At 64.5% G+C, this 18,691-nt stretch carries 11 protein-coding genes and 3 pseudogenes; 1 reads left to right on the top strand and 13 read right to left on the bottom strand.

Features of this window, described 5'->3' with window-relative positions; translation table 11 throughout:
• Positions 1 to 33: 33 nt before the first annotated feature.
• The 11 genes and pseudogenes from ACNANG_RS00635 to cyoA form a co-directional block, all read right to left on the bottom strand.
• The gene (locus tag ACNANG_RS00635; RefSeq protein WP_420225552.1) at positions 34 to 2,796 is read right to left on the bottom strand and encodes an ATP-binding cassette domain-containing protein; all 2,763 of its coding nucleotides are present in this window, start codon (positions 2,794 to 2,796) and stop codon (positions 34 to 36) included.
• A 278-nt stretch (positions 2,797 to 3,074) separates the two neighbouring features.
• Positions 3,075 to 3,554: a FadR/GntR family transcriptional regulator gene (locus ACNANG_RS00630; protein ID WP_420225551.1), complete on the bottom strand. Its 480-nt coding sequence runs from the start codon at positions 3,552 to 3,554 to the stop codon at positions 3,075 to 3,077.
• A complete protein-coding gene (locus ACNANG_RS00625) occupies positions 3,530 to 3,811 on the bottom strand; it encodes a FadR/GntR family transcriptional regulator (protein ID WP_420225550.1) in 282 nt (93 codons plus the stop codon). Before ACNANG_RS00625 ends, ACNANG_RS00630 begins: the two co-directional genes overlap by 25 nt.
• A gap of 95 nt (positions 3,812 to 3,906) precedes the next feature.
• Positions 3,907 to 5,081 (bottom strand): annotated as a pseudogene (ada, locus tag ACNANG_RS00620) (bifunctional DNA-binding transcriptional regulator/O6-methylguanine-DNA methyltransferase Ada).
• A gap of 95 nt (positions 5,082 to 5,176) precedes the next feature.
• Positions 5,177 to 5,743 carry a response regulator transcription factor gene (locus ACNANG_RS00615; RefSeq protein WP_420225549.1) on the bottom strand — a complete coding sequence of 189 codons (567 nt, stop codon included), beginning with the start codon at positions 5,741 to 5,743 and terminating at the stop codon, positions 5,177 to 5,179.
• A complete protein-coding gene (locus ACNANG_RS00610; protein ID WP_420227672.1) occupies positions 5,733 to 7,031 on the bottom strand; it encodes an ATP-binding protein in 1,299 nt (432 codons plus the stop codon). Before ACNANG_RS00610 ends, ACNANG_RS00615 begins: the two co-directional genes overlap by 11 nt.
• Before the next feature lie 37 nt (positions 7,032 to 7,068).
• Positions 7,069 to 7,941: an SURF1 family protein gene (locus ACNANG_RS00605; protein WP_420225548.1), complete on the bottom strand. Its 873-nt coding sequence runs from the start codon at positions 7,939 to 7,941 to the stop codon at positions 7,069 to 7,071.
• 2 nt (positions 7,942 to 7,943) lie between these two features.
• The gene (gene cyoD, locus ACNANG_RS00600; protein WP_420225547.1) at positions 7,944 to 8,378 is read right to left on the bottom strand and encodes a cytochrome o ubiquinol oxidase subunit IV; all 435 of its coding nucleotides are present in this window, start codon (positions 8,376 to 8,378) and stop codon (positions 7,944 to 7,946) included.
• Positions 8,375 to 9,016 (bottom strand): cytochrome o ubiquinol oxidase subunit III, encoded by a 642-nt coding sequence (cyoC, locus tag ACNANG_RS00595; protein WP_420225546.1) that lies wholly within the window; start codon positions 9,014 to 9,016, stop codon positions 8,375 to 8,377. The genes cyoD and cyoC overlap by 4 nt, the downstream gene beginning before the upstream one ends.
• Positions 9,009 to 10,780: pseudogene (locus ACNANG_RS00590) on the bottom strand (cbb3-type cytochrome c oxidase subunit I). The gene cyoC and the pseudogene ACNANG_RS00590 overlap by 8 nt, the downstream one beginning before the upstream one ends.
• Before the next feature lie 282 nt (positions 10,781 to 11,062).
• Positions 11,063 to 12,135 (bottom strand): annotated as a pseudogene (cyoA, locus tag ACNANG_RS00585) (ubiquinol oxidase subunit II).
• Positions 12,136 to 12,304: 169 nt separating this feature from the next.
• On the opposite strand from cyoA, the gene ACNANG_RS00580 reads away from it, so the two are divergent.
• A complete protein-coding gene (locus ACNANG_RS00580) occupies positions 12,305 to 13,651 on the top strand; it encodes an MFS transporter (RefSeq protein ID WP_420225545.1) in 1,347 nt (448 codons plus the stop codon).
• A gap of 150 nt (positions 13,652 to 13,801) precedes the next feature.
• Here ACNANG_RS00580 and ACNANG_RS00575 read toward each other — a convergent pair whose 3' ends face one another.
• Both ACNANG_RS00575 and ACNANG_RS00570 read right to left on the bottom strand, forming a co-directional pair.
• Positions 13,802 to 16,015: an Lhr family helicase gene (locus ACNANG_RS00575; RefSeq protein WP_420225544.1), complete on the bottom strand. Its 2,214-nt coding sequence runs from the start codon at positions 16,013 to 16,015 to the stop codon at positions 13,802 to 13,804.
• Positions 15,994 to 18,465: a DEAD/DEAH box helicase gene (locus ACNANG_RS00570; RefSeq protein ID WP_420225543.1), complete on the bottom strand. Its 2,472-nt coding sequence runs from the start codon at positions 18,463 to 18,465 to the stop codon at positions 15,994 to 15,996. The genes ACNANG_RS00575 and ACNANG_RS00570 overlap by 22 nt, the downstream gene beginning before the upstream one ends.
• Positions 18,466 to 18,691 lie beyond the last annotated feature (226 nt).

The following is an 18,691-nucleotide window of genomic DNA, read 5'->3' as shown; positions in this document are numbered from 1 at the left end:
GCCTTGGCATCATGGATGCGAACGTCAACGTGTTCAGCCCGGCCTTCCTTCCGTGTAATAGGGACTGGGCGGGGTGACCCGCAGGATTTCCTCGATCATCCGTTCCAGCGGCGCGGGTTTGGTCAGGCTGGCCTTGAAGCCGGCCACCAGCGCGCGTTCATGATGGTCCGCGTCGGCAAACCCCGTCATGGCAATGGCCTGCATGCGGTCCTCGCGCGGAACTCCCATCGCGGTTTCGCGCTCCCGGATCTCGCGCAGCACGTCGTACCCGTCGGCATCGTCATCCAGCATGATGTCGCACAGCAGGGTAGTAGGCCATCGGGTGTGCGGGCGCGCGTCAAGGAAGTCCAGCGCCTCGCGCGGGGACGCCGCCAGGTGCACTTCGGCGCCGAAGTCGCCCAACAGCAGCTCCAGCGCATCGCGCGACTCTTCTTCGTCATCGACGATCAGCAAGGAACAGCCCAGCAAGGGCTCCCGGTTTACCACCGGAGCAGTGGCCACGCGCACGGTGTCGTCCAGGGGCAGGTCCAGGTCCAGGTCCGACTCGGGCGCCGTGACCGCCGCAAGATCGGCCGGCGGTGGGTCCATGACCGGCCGCAGGGGCAGCACGGCGGCATACGCCGCGCGGCCATCGATCTGCATCAGCGTCAGGCTGCCGCCAAAGGCCGCCAGCGTGGACTGTGCATCGTCCGCCGCCTTGGCCGACAGCCGGGGCAGCTCGCTGCCTGACCCCACAATGCTGAGCAGCGCCTTGTTGTCCTGCCGCTCCAGCCGCAGTTCGATCCGGTCGCCGGGCGAGGCCTGCATGATCTCGCTGCGCGCGATCGTTGCAATCGCATCGCGCAGGTCCGCGCGGTTGGCGGTCGTCCCGAGTTCCGGATCCGTCACGACGGTATGCAGGTCCACGTGCCGGTCCGCCAACTGTTCCTGCAGCACCTCGGCAACACCTTGCGTCAGTTCGTCCAGCGCCACGGCTTCGCCCGACAGCTTGCGCTGCGTATGCTCCAGTTCGCCTTGCTGGCGTTGCAGGGTCCACATCTGTGTGTACACGCCGCCCTGTGCGATCAGTTCGTCATGCGTGCCTTGTTCGACCACGCGGCCATGCTCCATGACCAGGATCCAGTCCGCGTCCACGACGGTCGACAGCCTGTGCGCAATCACGATCGACGTGCGCCCGTGCGCCAGCCGATGCAGCTCGTTCTGGATCGCCCGTTCGGACCGCGTGTCCAGCGCGGACGTAGCCTCGTCGAACACGATCACGCGCGGGTCTTTCAGGATCGCGCGCGCGATGGCGATACGCTGGCGCTCGCCGCCAGACAGCCGCACGCCCCGTTCCCCCACGCGCGTGTCGTAATGATCCGGCAACCGCTCGATGAATTCATCCAGCTGCGCCGCGCGCGCCGCCCGCACCACGTCCGCCCGCGTCGCGGAAGGCGTGCCATAGGCAATGTTGTAGGCGATGGTGTCGTTGAACAGAATGGTGTCCTGCGGCACGATGCCAATGGCCTGCCGCAGGCTGCGCTGGGTGACATCCCGCAAGTCCTGGCCATCGATGCTGACGGTGCCGCTGGTCGGCTCGTACAGGCGGAACAACAGCTTGACCAGCGTCGACTTGCCCGAACCGCTGCCTCCCACCACCGCAATCGTTTTCCCGGAATAGGCGCGGAAGCTGACGTCATGCAGGATGGGCCGGGTCGGGTCATACCCGAAATGCACGTGGTCGAACACGATGTCGCCCGTTGCCGCGCGCAGCGCTTGCGCATCGGGCCGATCGACGTCCTCGCCCGGTTTGCCCTCTGCGCGCAGGATTGCAAACATGCGTTCCACGTTCACGATCGCATCATTGGTCTCGCGGAACACGAAGCCCAGGGTGTTCAAAGGCATGCAGACCTGCAGAATGTAGGCGTTGACCAGCACCAGGTCGCCCACCGTCATGCGGCCCACCGCCACGTGCTGGACCGCCAGCAACATGACCGCGGTAATGCCCGCGGCAATGATCGCGCTCTGCCCGACATGCAGCGTAGTCAGGGCGCGTTGATTGCGCTGTCGCGCGTTCACCCACTTTTCCAGCACCTGATTGAGCCGCGCGGTCTCGGTATCTTCAGACGCAAAGTATTTGACCGTGTCGTGATTGAGCAGGCTGTCGACGATACGACTATCGGACTGCGACTCCAGACTGTTGACCTCGCGTTGAATCCGCATGCGACGGCGCGTGAAGATCTGGGTCCACACGGCATAGCTGATGAAGGTCGCGAAAATGGCCACGATGAAACCCATCGTGTAGTTGCTTGCCATGATGACAACGATGCTGCCGATCTCGACCAGTGCCGGCAGAATCGTGAACAGCGCCACGCCCAGCAGGAACGCAATGCCGTTCGATCCTTTCTGCACATCGCGCACGATCGCGCCCGTTTCGCGCCTGGCATGGAAACGCGCGCCAAGCGCATGCAAGCGTGTGAACGTCCGCGACGTAAAGGCTGCCACCGTGCGTTGCGTCACGATGCTGAAGACGACATCGCGCGCTTCGCTCAACGCATCCGACAGGAAGCGGAGCAGGGCATACGCCAGGACCAGGAATACGGGGAAGAGCGCTAGCTGGGCCGGATGCGCCAGGTCGTCAATGATGTTGCGCAAGACCAGCGGAACCGATACGCCGGCCAGTTTGGCAGCGACCATCAGTGCCGTGGCGGTCAGGGTCTGAAAGCGGAACTTCCAGATCGCAGACCACAGGTCGCGCAGCAGCTCGCGGTTCATGCCGGCGCGTCCGGGGGAATCGGGGTGGGAAGTGCTACTCATCGGTAAACCATCGGACGCCTCGCGAGCGAAAGAAAATCTGCGTCGCAGCGCGTTGCATCGGCGTGCGGTTACCAAGGGTTCGCGCTGCTGGTCGAGATGCCAGCAAGCTTTGCGCCTGACTCATCCATTCTGGCGAAGCCGTGAGCCCTAAGCGAAGGGAGCAGTTCGATCAGGCATTGGCCATACAGCCGGGCCAGGGTGCCGCTTGCGCTGCGCGCATTCGATCAACCCGCCTGCAAACAGGGCATCTCCGTCCGGGCGGCCGTACCAGGCGCGACTTATCGCCCGGTTCTTTCTGGGACGAGCGAGCGCAGCCGGGCTTCAGTGTTCACCACATGAATGCGCGCGAACTGCCGCGCCATGTCGGGGTCACCTTTTTCGATCGCGGCAAACACCTTGGCATGTTCTTTTTGTGCCTGCGCGCCCCGGCCCGACACCTTCGACGACCTTCGGCGCGAGAGCTCGACGTTCTTGCGCAGCAGCACTGCCATGAAGTCGAAGAACATGATGTAGTTCTCGTTGCGCGTTGCGCGCGCAATGGCGCGGTGAAAGCCCAGGTCGGCCTCGGCGCCCAGCGCCACGTCGCCGGTAGCGATGGCTTCGGCCATCGCGTCGAGCGCGGCGCGCATGTCGATCAGGTCGGTTTGCGTACGGCGTTCAGCCGCAAGGGCGGCGGCCTCGATTTCCACGCCGCGCCGCAGTTCGACGATACCCAGGATCTGCGCGGTGTCGTTCAGATCGGCGGCGGGGATCCGCAATATGGATAGGGGGAATTGGCGATGACCTGCAGACCGCGGCCCTGCTTGCTGGACACGATGCCTTCCGATTTCAGGCGGGAGACGGCCTCGCGCAAGACGGTGCGCGACACCCCGTACCGGTCGGCAATGGCCTGCTCGGGCGGGAGCACGTCACCAATCTGATACTGCCCACCGGTGATCTCGTCCATCAGCCGCTGCGCAATGCGGTCGGTCAGATTGGGTTCGCTGCGGGGGTGGACATCGAGTGCCGTGGCCATGCTGGTCTCCTTTGTAGGATAATAACATTGGACCTACCGGCAGATTGATGACAGACCGTGTGCACGGGCGTTGCGGCGCGCAACCTGTTGCGGGGTTATTTTCCGCCCGCTGTGCGCGCCTTACCGTCTGTTATGGATGCGGCGCTGGCCGATCCATCGCCCCCGGGGCCATCGATTTGCGCTTCCCTGCGCAACAGTTCCCGCTTGCGATCCACCCCCAGCGATACCCGGCAAGCTCGCCCCCGATCCGCACCACGCGATGGCACGGAATGGCGACTGCCAGCCGGTTCGCCCCGCACGCCTGCGCGACGGCACGCACCGACGCGGGGGATCCGATGCGCGACGCCAGTTCGGTATAGCTGATCGTCGTGCCAGCTGGGATCTCTCGCAACGCGCGCCACACCCGTTCCTGGAAAGCCGTGCCGCGCACCTCCAGCGGCAGATCCGTTCCCAGCCCCGGAGCGTCGACCAGTCCGACGACTTGCGCCACCCATTGCTCGAACGCCGGGTCCGCGCCCAGCAGCCTGGCTTTCGGAAACTGGTCCTGAAGATCGCGCAGCAAGGTTTCCGGATCATCTCCGAGCAGGATGGCACAGATGCCGCGCGGGCTTCCCGCAACCAGGACGGCGCCCAGGCTGGTCTGCCCAATCGCGAAACGGATGTCTGCGTCGGCGCCGCCCGCGCGGAATGCGCGCGGAGGCATTCCCAGCCGGCTGTCCGATTCCTGATAGAAGCGGCTGTGCGAATTGAAGCCCGCGTCGTAGATGGCCTGGGTGACCGTCGGCGTTGCGCCCAGTTGTTCGCGCACGCGCTGTGCGCGGAATGCCGTGGCGTAGGCCTTGGGCGTCAGGCCGGTTTCCTGTTTGAACAGACGGTGCAGATGAAAGCTGCTGATGCCGGCGTCTGCAGCCAGGTCCGCCAGGGAAGGCGGCGTGTCCGCCCGTTCAATGGCGCGGCAGGTTTGCGCAACCAGCTGCGAACGCCGCCGTGCCGCCTGGGTGCCGTCTGCGCTTGCGCGGCGGCTGGGCCGGTAGCCGGCGGCTTCGGCGGCCGCGGGGGTGTCAAAGAACTGGACGTTGTCGCGGCGCGGGATACGCGCCGATGAACTTGGCCGGCCGTAGATACCCGTCGTGCGCACGGCAACGACAAAAAATGCGTCAGCCGCGCGATCGCGTGTGATGACGGCGCGCCATCGCGACTCGTCACTGGCGTAGCCGCCCGTTGCCGCATCGACGGCATCACACACATCAGGCAAGAGAGTGGAAGTCATGGCGGATTCACCGAAAGGTCAATGCACGCACTGTACGACCGGACGCTGCCAGGAGCAGCGCGTTTCTTGCGGTCGAATTCAACCAGGCGGCCTGGCTACTTCACCTGCTGCTTTCCGAGCTTTCGGGCCAGGGTCCGCCGATGCATCCCCAACCGGCGCGCCGTCTCGGAAATATTGAAACCCGTCTCGGCCAGGGTTTCGTGGATCTTTTCCCATTCCAGCGTCTTGATCGACGTGGTCCTGCCGGTCAACTCGACCTCGATATTGCCTTCGGCGCGTTCGAACGCAGCCTCGATGTCATCGGTGTTCGATGGCTTGGCCAGGTAATGACAGGCGCCCAGCTTGATTGCCTCGACCGCGGTCGCGATGCTGGCAAATCCGGTCAGCACCACGATCAACATGTCCGGGTCATGGGCATGCAGGGCCTGCACGCAAGCCAGCCCCGACGCTTCACCCTTCAATTTCAGGTCGACCACCGCATAGCCGGGTGAATGGTGGGGCAGCAGGGCGATGACGTCTTCCAGGCTGGCGGCGTGCAGGACCGTGTAGTCGCGCCGCTCGAACGACCGACCCAGCGTGCGGGCGAACGCGGCGTCGTCTTCGACGATCAGCAGGGTGCGATCGCTGATGGCGGTGTCGGGTGCGTCGTCGTCAATCGGCATCGATGCCTTCTTCCTCTTCGTCCAGCGTAATGGCCGCAAGCGGCAGGGTCACGGTCACGAACGCGCCGCCGTCGGCACGGTTGCCCGCGTCGACGCTGCCGCCCAGGGTGCGGGCCACGTTGACCACCAGGAACAGTCCCAGCCCGCCACCCGGCCGGCCCTTGGTCGACTGGTAGGGCGTGCCGAGCCGTTGCAGTATGCCCGGCGCAAATCCCGGTCCGCGATCGGTCACGGTCAGGCGCAACAGGTTGTCGTCGCGCGCCGCTTCCAGACCCACCCAGGTAGGCGAGGCCTCCAGGGCATTATCCAGCACATTGCAGACCATCTGTTTGATGGCCGAGTCCGACACGATCCTCAGGTCATCGCCAAACCGGTTGCGATAGTCCACCGATGACACCGACCGCGTCACCTTCCACTCATCCACAAGATTGTCCAGGAAGGTGCGCATGGTGGTTTCAGAAGGCGAATCGCCCCGTGCTTCGCCGGCGGACAACAAAATGCCGCTGACGATGGACTTGCAGCGCAAGACCTGCGCCTGCATCTCTTCGATCTCCTGCAGCATGTCCGGTTCGGACGTGAAGGACGGCAGGTGCGCCCAGTCGCCCAGGATGACCGACAGGGTCGCCAACGGGGTCCCCAGTTCGTGCGCGGCGCCCGATGCAAGCAAGCCCATGCGTACGATGTGCTCTTCTTCGGCCGCGCGTTGGCGCAAGTCGGCCAGCCGGGCGTCGCGGGCGCGCAGGTTGGCGCTGATCCGGCTGATGAACACCACCAGCAGGGCGGCGTTCAGCGCAAAGCAGAGCAGCATCCCCTGGATGTACGGGCTCCACAGGCCCCGGTCATGGTCCAGGGGCAGGGCGAGCGGGCGGCCGAACAGGGCCAGGCCCGCGAAACATGCGCCGGTAATTGCCACGATGGTCCAGGTCGACCAGGCCTCGAGCAGCACGGCGGCCAGCGTGACCTGCAGCAGATACAGAAAGACGAAGGGGTTGGTGGCGCCGCCGCTTAAATACAGCTGGCCCGTCAGCATGGCGACGTCGACCAGCACGGCCACCAGCAATTCGGCGTTGGTGACTTCAGGATGCGTGCGCAGCCGCAGCACACTGATGGCATTGAAGATCACCAGTCCGCCAAGCAGCCACAACATGGGCTTGAGCGGCAGCGGGATGTCGAAGCCGAAATGAACGACCAGGATGGTGGCGAACTGGCCGAGCGCGGCGATCCAGCGCAGCTCGATGAGCTGCTGCATGTTCTTGCGTCCGGTGGTGTCGTTCATGCCGCGGCGCATGACGGGCGGCTGGGGGCTTTGCAGCAGGGTGACTGTGTCAGTCGGAAAGTCGGGCATCTTCGCGTTCTCCGTTCGCGCGAAGTGTAAGCGGTTCCTGCTGCTGGCGCAGGCGACGTTCGTCCCGGGCCACGTACCAGGCTGCAAAGATGACCATCAGCATCAGGCCGTACCACGTCAGTGCATAAACCAGATGGCTGTTCGGGAAACGGATGACGGTCAGCCCGCCGATCGGCCAGGACCGTTCGCCATTGACGCCCGGTGGCGTGGCCGCGGCGTCGATGAAGTAGGGGGCCACGTTGCTGAGACCGCGCGCCGCGGCAATGGCCTGCACATCGCGCGAGAACCAGCGATCGCCGGCGGGATCGTTGTCGCGCAGAAAGCCGCCCTTGGGTTCGGTCATGCGCAGCAGGCCGGTCACCACTACGTCGCCCGACGGTTCGGCGCCACGGGTGGCGCGGTCCCGTCGTTCAGGCGATACAAAGCCGCGATTGATCAGGACGGTCGTGCCGTCATCGCGCTGCAAGGGTGTCATGACCCAGAAGCCGCTGCCGGCCTCAGTCACGGCCTGCACGAAACTTTCGCTGCCGTGCTTGAACTGTCCGCGGACTTCGACGTGGCGGTATTCGTCGTCCGCCTTGTTGACGGCCGGCCAACGGTCCTTGCCGGGTGCCGTGACCGCGGGCGCATGCACCCGCTGGTCCACCCGCTCGATCAGATCAAGCTTCCAGGCGCGCCGATAGACCTGCCAGGTGCCAAGCGCGGCAAAGCCACCGGCAAGAAGCGCAGCAAGAAGGGAGAGAGTGACGAGGAAGGTAAAGGATCGCGCGCGCCGCCGGGCGGGGCCCGACGGGGCGGCGGGTGCCGGCCCAGGAGTCGGGCCGGCGGAGGGCGTGTGTTGCGGGTCGGTCAAGATCAGGGCATGTTGTTCATGTCGTGCAGCATGTTCGGCATCATGTTGGTGTTCAGATGGAACATCACCCAGATGGAACCGGCCAGGGTAATCACGACAAGGACAATGGTGAAGATCAGCGCCAGCATGGTCCACCCACCTTCGGAGCGGGCGTTCATGTGCAGGAAGTAGACCATGTGCACCACGATCTGCACGGCGGCAAAGCCCAGGATGACCAGGGCGGTGGTGCCCGAATCCTGGAACTGGCCCGTCATGACGATCCAGAACGGAATCACCGTCAGGATCACGGCCAGCACGAAACCGGTCATGTATTCCCGGAAAGTGCCGTGGCTTGCGCCATCGCCGTGATCATGATCGTGATCATCGTGACCGTGATGGCCATCATCGTGGCCATGCGCGTGGTGGTGCGCATGCAGGGTATTGGTGTCCGCGCTCACGGCAGCACTCCCATCAGATAGACAAAGGTGAACACGCCGATCCAGACCACGTCCAGAAAGTGCCAGAACATCGACAGGCAGGCCAGGCGACGGCGGTTTTCCGCGATCAGGCCATGACGCTTGACCTGGACCATCAACGTGACCAGCCAGATGATGCCGAACGTGACGTGCAGGCCGTGCGTGCCCACCAGGGTGAAGAACGACGACAGGAACGCGCTGCGTTGCGGCGTCGCGCCTTCGTGGATCAGGTGCGCGAATTCATACAGTTCGAGGCCGATGAAGACCGCGCCCAGCAGGCCGGTCAGCGCCAGCCAGCCCAGCACGGCATTGATGCGCTTGCGGCGCATTTCGATCATGGCAAAGCCATAGGTGATCGACGACAGCAGCAGCATCGACGTGTTGATCGCCACCAGCGGCAGGTCGAACAGGTCGGCGCCCGACGGGCCGGCCGCGTAGCTGCGGCCCAGCACGCCGTGCACGGCAAACAGACACGCGAAGATCAGGCAGTCGCTCATCAGGTAGAGCCAGAAGCCCAACCCGGTGGCGTTTTCGACGTGGTGCTCGCCTGGCACGTAGAACCGCAGGTTGTCCGGCGAACTTGCGTCGCCGGTCGCAGGGATAGCGTGTGAATTAGACATATTGGGCCAGCAGTCGGGTGCGTTCCGTCTCGACGCGCAGGACGTCTTCGGCGGGAATGTAATAGTCGCGCTTGTAGTTGAAGGTGTGGACGATCGTCACGATCATCAGGGCGGCGAACGAAATGCCGGCCAGCAGCCACATGTGCCAGATCAACGCGAAGCCCAGCACCGTCGAGATACCCGCGAGGATGATGCCCGCGCCGGTGTTCTTCGGCATATGGATCGCCGTAAAGCCTTCGGAAGGGCGCTTGTAGTTGCGCTGCTTCATCTGCCACCACGCGTCGCCTTCATGGATCTGCGGGGTGAACGCGAAGTTGTAGGCAGGCGGGGGAGACGAGGTCGCCCACTCCAGCGTACGGCCATCCCATGGGTCGCCCGTGTGGTCGCGCAGCGCTTCACGGTTGCGGAAGCTGACCACCAGCTGGATCAGGAAGCTGGCGATACCCAGCGCGATCAGCACCGCGCCCACGGCAGCGATCTGGAACCAGATCTGCAGCGACGGATCCGTGAAGTGGCTCATGCGGCGCGTGACGCCCATGAAGCCCAGCACGTACAGCGGTGCGAATGCGACCCAGAAACCGATCAGCCAGAACCAGAACGAGCACTTGCCCCAGAACGGATCGAGCTTGTAGCCGAAAGCCTTTGGATACCAGTAGTTGATACCTGCCATCAGGCCGAACAGCACGCCGCCGATGATCACGTTGTGGAAGTGGGCGATCAGGAACAGCGAGTTGTGCAGCACGAAGTCGGCCGGGGGAACGGCCAGCATCACGCCGGTCATGCCGCCGATCACGAACGTGACCATGAAACCCACCGTCCAGAGCATCGGCACTTCGAACTTGATGCGGCCACGGTACATCGTGAACAGCCAGTTGAAGATCTTCGCCCCGGTCGGGATCGATATGATCATCGTCGTGATCCCGAAGAACGAGTTCACGCTTGCACCCGACCCCATCGTGAAGAAGTGATGCAGCCAGACCAGGTAGGACAGCACGGTAATCACGACGGTGGCGTACACCATCGATGCATACCCGAACAGGCGCTTGCGGCTGAAGGTCGACACGACTTCCGAGAACACGCCGAACAAGGGCAGGATCAGGATGTACACCTCGGGGTGACCCCAGATCCAGATCAGGTTCACGTACATCATCGAATTGCCGCCGAAGTCGTTCGTGAAGAAGTTGAACCCGGCGTAACGGTCAAGCGACAGCAGGGCCAGCACGGCGGTCAGCACCGGGAAGGCGGCAACGATCAGCACGTTGGTGCACAAGGCGGTCCACGTAAAGATCGGCATCTTCATCATGCCCATGCCGGGCGCGCGCATCTTGACGATGGTCGCCAGCAGGTTGACCCCGGACAGCAGCGTTCCGACCCCGCGATCTGCAAGGCCCAGATGTAGTAGTCCACCCCCACGTCCGGGCTTTGCGCGATGCCGGACAGCGGCGGGTAGGCCAGCCAGCCGGTACGGGCGAATTCGCCAACGAACAGCGAGGCCATCAGCAGCACGGCGCCGCTGGTGGTCATCCAGAAGCTGAAGTTGTTCAGGAACGGAAAGGCCACGTCGCGGGCGCCAATCTGCAGCGGCACCACGAAGTTCATCAGGCCCGTCACCAGCGGCATCGCTACGAAGAAGATCATGATGACGCCGTGCGCCGTGAAGATCTGGTCGTAGTGGTGCGGCGGCAGAAAGCCTGCGTTGTCGCCGAAGGCGATCGCCTGCTGCGCCCGCATCATCAGCGCGTCGGCAAAGCCGCGGAGCAGCATGATGATGCCCAGGATCATGTACATGATCCCGATCTTTTTGTGGTCGATGCTGGTGAACCACTCTTTCCAGAGGTAGGTCCAGAGCTTGAAATAGAACAGCGCGCCCACGAGCACCAGGCCGCCCAGCAGCACGGCGGCGAAGGTGACCAGCAGGATGGGCTCGTGGAAGGGGATTGCCTCCCACGAGAGGCGGCCGAGTAATAGCTTGGTGAGATCGAGGTGTTCAGACATCTTGGGTACCGATGCGGAAAGCGCGGGAGAGAATTACAGGAAGACGATCGGTCACAGGGGCACGCTCGCGTTCGCGGAGCCCGACAGGTCGGTCGGGGTGCACATGGCGCCGACATACGTCTTGGCCTTGCTGTCGTCGATACCCAGGCGCTTGCGCGACGCGGTGTCGAGCTTGGCGACGTTGTACGCACCGGCCATCCCGAGGCCGCCGCGCTGGTCAACGGCCATCATGTCCTTCATGCACATGCGGTTGGCTTCGACGCAACGGTTCACGATCGCGTCATACAGGCCGGGGGCCACCGAGGCGAAATACTTGACCGGATCCCGTTCGCTGGGCTGTTCGAGCTTCAGGTACGCATCGCGCGTCAGTTCGCTGTCATTGCCCGCTTCGGACTTGGCCTTGGCGACCCACTTGTCGAAGTCGCCTTCGCTGACGCCGTGGAAGCGGAAACGCATGCCCGAGAAGCCCGCGCCGCTGAAGTTGGCCGAGAAGCCTTCGTAGTCGCCAGGGTGGTTGATCACCGCGTGCAGCTTCGTTTCCATGCCCGGCATGGCGTAGATTTGGCCGGCCAGGGCAGGGATGAAGAACGAATTCATGACCGTCGACGACGTGATCTTGAACATAATGGGCCGATCCACCGGCGCCGCCATTTCGTTGATCGTGGCAATGCCTTGTTCCGGGTACAGGAACAGCCACTTCCAGTCCAGGGCCACCACTTCGACCACCAGCGGCTTGACGTTCGCCGGCAGTTCGCGCGTGGCGCTGACCCGATCCAGCGGGCGATAGGGGTCCAGCTTGTGCGTGCTGACCCAGGTCAGCGCGCCGAGCGCGATGATGATGAGCAGCGGAGCAGCCCAGATCAGCAGCTCGAGCAGGGTGGAGTGATCCCAGTCCGGCTCGTACGTCGCTTCTTTGTTGGAGGCACGGTATCGCCATGCGAACAACAAAGTCAGTACGATGACAGGCACGATAATGATCAGCATCAACACCGTTGAGTAGATGATCAGATCGCGTTGCTGGGCGGCGATGTCGCCGGAGGGGAGAGCAGTACCGCGTTGCAGCCCGCCAACATGGCGACGGCGGGGAGCAAGAGCAGTCCGCGAAATTTCTTGAGGGTGGGCATTGCCGGATTGACGAAAACGTACCTTGGGAAAGGATGCAAAATGTACGCTTACCCGCGCATGGCCGGAATTGGACATTTTGTCCTATGGCGGCCCAGGGCAGACAATGCGATCCTACGGCCGTTCGCGCAATATTGGCGCAATCTCATTCCGAATCACTGAGCAAGCACGATGTCCAGCACCACTCATGAGCACCACGCAGAGCCGCACTCCTCTCAACTGGAGAACGACGCCCGGCTGGTCACCACCAGCCACTCCAAGGTTGCCCCAGGTGAAATCGCCATCGGCGTGATCATCGGCCGGGCATCCGAATATTTCGACTTCTTTGTATTTGGCATCGCTTGCGTGCTGGTGTTCCCCACCGTGTTCTTTCCGTTTGAAGAACGCCTGGAAGGCACCCTGTATTCGTTCGTGATCTTCTCGTTCGCGTTCGTGGCCCGTCCTATCGGTACCGCGCTATTCATGGCGATTCAAAGGCGATGGGGCCGAAGCGCCAAACTGACGGCCGCTTTGTTCCTGCTGGGCACCGCTACCTGCGGCATGGCCTTCTTGCCGGGTTATGCCTCGCTGGGCAGCGCCTCGATCATCCTGCTGGCGATCTTCCGTGTGCTGCAGGGCGTGGCCTTCGGTGGTTCATGGGACGGCCTGCCGTCGCTGCTGGCCCTGAATGCACCCGCAAACCGCCGCGGCTGGTATTCCATGCTCGGACAGCTGGGCGCGCCGGTTGGTTTCATGATCGCCAGCGCCTTGTTCCTGTATTTGTACGCCGAACTGTCGCTGGGTGACTTCCTTGACTTCGGATGGCGTTATCCCTTCTTCGTGGCCTTCGCGATCAACGTCGTGGCGCTGTTCGCCCGTCTGCGCCTGGTCCTGACGCAGGAATACACGCAGTTGATGGAAGAAGGCGAACTGGAACCCGTGCCCGTCGTCGAACTGGTCCAGGCCCAGGGTTACAACCTCTTCATCGGCGCATTTGCCGCCCTGGCCAGCTACGCGCTGTTCCACCTGGTGACCGTGTTCCCGCTGTCGTGGATCGCACTGCGCTCGTCGCAATCCATCACCGACGTGCTGTTCGTTCAGGTCATTGGCGCCTTTGTGGGCATTGGCGCAACGATTGCATCGGGCTTGATCGCCGACCGCATCGGCCGCCGCACCACGCTGGGTATCCTGGCCGTGGTGATCGGTATCTTCGCGGTGTTCGCACCGTGGCTGATCGACGGCAGCCCGCTGGCGCAAGATGCGTTCATCCTGATTGGCTTTGCCCTGCTGGGTGTGTCGTATGGCCAGTCGTCGGGTACCGTCACGGCGAACTTCCTGCCGCGCTTCCGTTACACGGGTGCGGCCCTGACGTCGGACTTTGCCTGGCTGATCGGCGCCGCATTTGCGCCGGTGGTGGCCTTGGGTCTGTCGGCCAACTACGGCCTGGCTTATTTGAGCGCCTATCTGCTGTCCGGCGCGGCGTGCACGCTGCTGGCCCTGCGGATCAACAAGAATTTCGAAGCGCGCGACTGGTCGTAAGATTGGCCGTGGTATTGAAGGCTGGGTGAAAGCCGGCCGGTTCCTGTAACAACAGGACCGGCCGGTTTTTTATTGAGCGTTCAAGGATCGCTGGTCCGGCCAGGTGTGCCTGCGGCGCTGGCGACGGCCCGACTTGATCACCTGGATACTCTAGCGCCGGGACTGCAGAGCAATCGCCACTGCCGCATGGTCTTCAGCGGACAGCGATGGGGTCACGGTCACGTCGCCGCCGATCAGTGTGGCGACCGGCAGTCCGTCCTTGAACACCAGGCGGTTGGTGGCCAGCGACGGAACTTTGTCCCCGGGCAGGACGGTGCCGACCAGGTTCACGGGGTCGGCGGCGGATACGGCGACCCATATGCCATCCAGGGGCCGCTTGCGAATGCCCCGGAGCAGCGGAATGGCTTCAGGCAAGGCGAATTGTTCGCCTGACAGGCCTCCCACGAAGCGCCCACCGCGAATCTCGCCACGCGCTTCCATGCGGTGGAAGACCTGCAGCAGATCCCGCCAGGGCGGCAGCCAGTCCGGTTCGCGTTCCAGGATGCGCCAGAAAACGACCCCGTAGCGGCGCAGCAGCACGTGGGCGATGTGTTCCAGGGTGGCAGGGTCGGTGCGCAGGCGGCGGGTATGGGCGGGTTGCCGCGAGGGATCCTGGGCCGCCGGTGTAAGGGCCGTGACGGCATCAGCGGAGTCGACATCCACGCTGGACGGCGCCCCCGCCTTGCGAAGCGCCGCCCATCGACCGGCCTCGTCCATCGTGGCAGGGCGGAAACCGCCTCTTCCGCGGCGTTTGCCCGGGCTGATGCGCTGCGTGGCCGGCAGCAACAGCGCGCGCAGGCCGGCAAAGCTGTCGGCGTTGACCAGCCCAGCTGACACCAGCTCTCCCAGGGCATTTTCCAGTTCGGTCGGCAACAGGCGGGCATCCGTCACCAGTTCGTCAAAAAACATCGCGCCGTGCCTGCGTAGCGCCGCATGGACTTTCTCGGCGCGGGGCGAGATTTCGGGGTCCCCTGCCAGGGACGGTAATGTCGTCCAGACCGCCAGATGGCGCCGCGGTAGCAGGACAATCGGCGTGCTGCGCACCGGCCCGCCCGTGGCGTTCGCCTGCCCCGCCAGGCGGGTCCAGACGACTTTGCCTGCTCGGCACAGGTCGTCCAGCCAGGAAGGGGAATAGTCCGTGACGCGGGCGGGAAGCAGTTGGCCTTCCCAAGCGGCGGCCGCGGCGTCGAAGCCTTCCAGCTGCGCGACGGCTTCGAATACGGCGTCCGGGCCTTGCAAGCGGGTGTCCGGCGTCAGGTGCTGCCATTCCAGCAGGAAGCGCATGAAGTCTTGTCGCTCGACGGGCTCGATGTCGCGCCGCAACCGGCGGATGGTGTACCGGTGGATGCGGGCCAACAGGTGCCGGTCGCACCATTCGTCGGCAGTTGCAGACGGCGTGAAACGGCCGCGCAGCACGGCGCCCTGCGCCTCGAGCCGGGCCAGGGCTGCATGGACAGTTGGCAGGCTCAATGATAGGGGCGCAGCCAGAACCTCGGGCGTGACCGGGCCGAGGCCGGAGAGGCGGGCGTGGAGAAGGCCGGCAAGGGCGTCGTCGGCAGAGTCTTCGTCCGGAACGCCGGTATTGTTTGGCGAAGTTCCCTCGGGGAACCCGGTCCTGTCGGCGCCCGGGTAGACAAGCCGGAACTGCGGCAGGCGTTCGACTGGGACCCACAGCCCCGTTCCGGACGCGGGCGCCCCAACAGCCGGCGCGGTCTCGCACAGAAACGCCCGGCCGCTGGCAGCCAGCGCATGCAGCCAGGGCGTCCAGGCGCCGTTGAGAGCAGGCTCATCGCCGGGCTGAAAGGTCAACGCCGCCATCGCAGTCCCGTTGTCGCGCTCCGCCGCACCGTTTCCTTGCAAGGCTTCCGTTTGCGTCACGCAGCCCAGCGCCATCAACGCTTCGTGCATCTCATCGGCGTTGCGCACCCGCGGCCAGGCCTCCGCCAGGACATCGGCAATGGCCTTCGCATCGAGCGCGCCCAGGTCGTCTGGCGAGGACGGGTCGGTCCATCGGCGGTTGCGCACGGCCTGGGTGCGGCGCTCTTCCAGAGGCGCATCGTCCAGAAAAGCGTAGGGGTGCGCGTTCAGGATCTCCATGGCGAGCGGTGACGGCGCGGGCAGGTCGCGCGCGATCAGTCGCACCTGCCCTTGCTCGATCCGGTGCAGCAGCGCCAGCCAGGTAGCGCTATCCATGGCGTCGTGCAGGCAATCGTCCAGCGTCTGGTCCACCAGCGGATGGCTCGGGACGTCACGTTCGCCCACCACATTCTCCAGGCACGCCGCCTGATCCGGAAAGACCGACGTCAACAGATCGTCGCTGCGCATCCGCTGCAAGGGGGCGCCACTTTCCGGCCACCGGCAAAGCGCGGCAAGGCAAGGGCCGTCGTCGCGTTCCAGCGCCACCGCACGTTGAACATCGGCGCGTCCAGCAGCGCCTGGATCAGCACCTGCTCGGCCGTCTCGCTGCGCAGATAGCGCCACACCTCGTCCAGCGCGAAGCTGTGCTGCGTCGACAGGGAGAGCACGATCGCATCTTCGGTCGCGGCTGCCTGCAGCTCAAAATTGAACGTGCGGCAAAAACGCTTGCGCAGCGCCAGGCCCCAGGCGCGGTTCACCCGGCTGCCGAACGGCGAATGGATGACCAACCGCATGCCGCCGCTTTCGTCAAAAAAACGCTCCATGATCAGCGTGTCCTGGCTGGGGAGGGCGCCCAAGGCGGACCGCGCGCGGGCCAGGTAGTCCACGATCTGGGTTGCAGCGGGGTGGGATATGCCGACGTCGTTCAGCAACAGGTCAATCGCCGCATCGAGGTCAGGCGCAGATGCTTGCTGATGTGCTACTTCGATTGCCGCTTGGTGGCATGCCTCGCGCCCTGGTTCGAATGCAACGCCGTAGGCGACTTCGCGCGTTGCTTTGGTCGACGCTCCATGTGCCGCTTCGCTTCCTGCTTTGTTCGACATCCCGTCCGCTGCCTGCATTGTCCGGTTGTCCGAAGCTCCCAATGACCGGTCAATCGCCGCCAGCAAACGGCCCACGCCCATCGACAGTTCGTCGCTGCGGCCCGGCGCTTCCCCCAGCCAGAAAGGGATGTTCGGCGCCGCGCCATGGGCGTCTTCGACCCGGACCTTGCCGCTCTCGACCTTCACGATCCGGTAGGACGTGTTTCCCAACTGGAAGACATCGCCGGCCAGGCTTTCCACGGCAAAGTCCTCGTTGACCGTGCCAATCGACAGGCCCTGTGGTTCCAGCAGCACTGAAAAATCCGCGTTGTCGGGAATGGTCCCGCCCGATGTGACAGCCGTCAGCTTGCCACCCCGCCGGGCACGCACGGTGCCAGCAACCGAATCGCGATGCAGGTAGGCGCCACGCACGCCGTTACTGCCGGTATACCCCTCGGCCAACATGCGGATCACCGCGTCGAAGTTTGTGCGAGACAGTTCGGCGTACGGCGCGGCCCGCCGCACCGTGTCGAACAGGTCTGACTCCGCCCATTCCCGCGACGCCACCTCGGCCACGATCTGCTGGGCCAGCACGTCCAGCGGGGCCTGTGGGATCCGCAAGGAATCCAGTTCACCGCGCCGCACGCAGTCGAGCAACGCCGTGCACTCGATCAGATCATCGCGCGACGTCGGAAACAACCGGCCCTTGGGCGTACCGCCCACGTGGTGACCGGATCGGCCAACCCGCTGCAAGAACGCCGCGATGCTGCGCGGCGAACCGACCTGGCACACCAGATCCACGTCGCCGATATCGATGCCCAGTTCCAGCGATGCCGTGGCGATCAGCACCCGCAGTTCCCCGCGCTTGAGGCGCTGCTCGGCATTCAGCCGGGTTTCCTTGGCCAGACTGCCGTGGTGCGCCGCCACCAGTTCGGACCCCAGCCGATCCGCCAGATGCCGCGCCGTCCGTTCCGCCATCCGCCGCGTGTTCACGAACAGCAGCGTCGTCTGATGCAGGACCGCCAGCTCCGCCATCCGGTCGTATACGCGCTCCCACACATCGTTGGCCATGACCGCTTCCAGCGGCACTGGCGGCAATTCCAGCGCGAGGTCGCGCGGACGCCCATGCCCGATGTCAACCACCGCACAGGGGCGGCTGGCGCCCACCAGGAAGCGCGCCACCGCCGCTAGCGGTTTTTGCGTGGCCGACAAGCCAACGCGCACCGGCGGCGCCGCGCACAGCGCGTCCAGCCGTTCCAGACTCAACGCCAGATGGCTGCCCCGCTTGCTTCCCGCCACCGCGTGGATTTCATCAACGATCACGGTCCGCGTCGTCTTCAGCATGTTGCGCCCACTGTCCGAGCCGAGCAGCACGTACAAGGACTCCGGCGTCGTCACCAGGATGTGCGGCGCCCGCTTACGCATCGCGGTGCGTTCTTGCTGCGTGGTGTCACCCGTGCGGACAGCGGTGCGTATGCCAGGGGAGGGCAGGCCGAGCTTTTCCAGTTCGTCGGAGATGCCCTGGAGCGGGCGTTCCAGGTTGATGCGGATGTCGTTGGACAGAGCTTTGAGCGGGGAGACGTAGACGACGGTGGTCTCGTCCGGGAGAGCGCCTTTGCGCGCGATCGCATCTCGGACCAAGGTGTCCAGCGCCGCCAGGAAAGCGGTCAGTGTCTTGCCGGATCCGGTTGGCGCGGCGATCAGGGTGGACTGGCCGGACTGAATCAGCGGCCAGGCCTGTTGCTGCGCGGGCGTGGCTTCCGCAAAGGCGGAGCAGAACCACGCGGTAACGGCGGGGTGGAAGCTCTCGGCAAGGCTGAACGGGCGGGCGCGCATCGTATGTAGATGGAGGCGGGGCGGGCGTTGTCAAGATAGGCAGCGCCTTAGCTCCACGATTGCCTACGTGGATAAGCGAACTCGGCTCTTCCTCATTGTTCCGAACCGGCGCGGGCCGCTACTGTCGACGACCTTCCACTTCCGGACAGCTCGTTCATGAACGCCCCCATTCTTCCTGCCTCTGCGTGGCGTGTCATCGCCGCCGCGTTGACCACCAGCGTTGTCG

Origin of the sequence: Pigmentiphaga litoralis, from assembly GCF_048632615.1 — a bacterium.
GTDB classification, from domain to species: Bacteria; Pseudomonadota; Gammaproteobacteria; order Burkholderiales; family Burkholderiaceae_B; genus Pigmentiphaga; species Pigmentiphaga litoralis_B.
Note: the sequence above shows the minus strand (reverse complement) of the source record. Positions and strands in the feature narration are given on the sequence as shown.

What these genes read in the sequence shown, in the direction of transcription:
- ACNANG_RS00610 (WP_420227672.1), bottom strand. Translation starts at nt 7,031, where the DNA reads ATGCGCCGCGGCATGAACGACACCACCGGACGCAAGAACATGCAGCAG.
- ACNANG_RS00575 (WP_420225544.1), bottom strand. Translation starts at nt 16,015, where the DNA reads ATGCGCAGCGACGATCTGTTGACGTCGGTCTTTCCGGATCAGGCGGCG.
- ACNANG_RS00580 (WP_420225545.1), top strand. Translation starts at nt 12,305, where the DNA reads ATGTCCAGCACCACTCATGAGCACCACGCAGAGCCGCACTCCTCTCAA.
- ACNANG_RS00635 (WP_420225552.1), bottom strand. Translation starts at nt 2,796, where the DNA reads ATGAGTAGCACTTCCCACCCCGATTCCCCCGGACGCGCCGGCATGAAC.
- ACNANG_RS00570 (WP_420225543.1), bottom strand. Translation starts at nt 18,465, where the DNA reads ATGCGCGCCCGCCCGTTCAGCCTTGCCGAGAGCTTCCACCCCGCCGTT.
- ACNANG_RS00615 (WP_420225549.1), bottom strand. Translation starts at nt 5,743, where the DNA reads ATGCCGATTGACGACGACGCACCCGACACCGCCATCAGCGATCGCACC.
- cyoC (WP_420225546.1), bottom strand. Translation starts at nt 9,016, where the DNA reads ATGTCTAATTCACACGCTATCCCTGCGACCGGCGACGCAAGTTCGCCG.
- ACNANG_RS00625 (WP_420225550.1), bottom strand. Translation starts at nt 3,811, where the DNA reads ATGGCCACGGCACTCGATGTCCACCCCCGCAGCGAACCCAATCTGACC.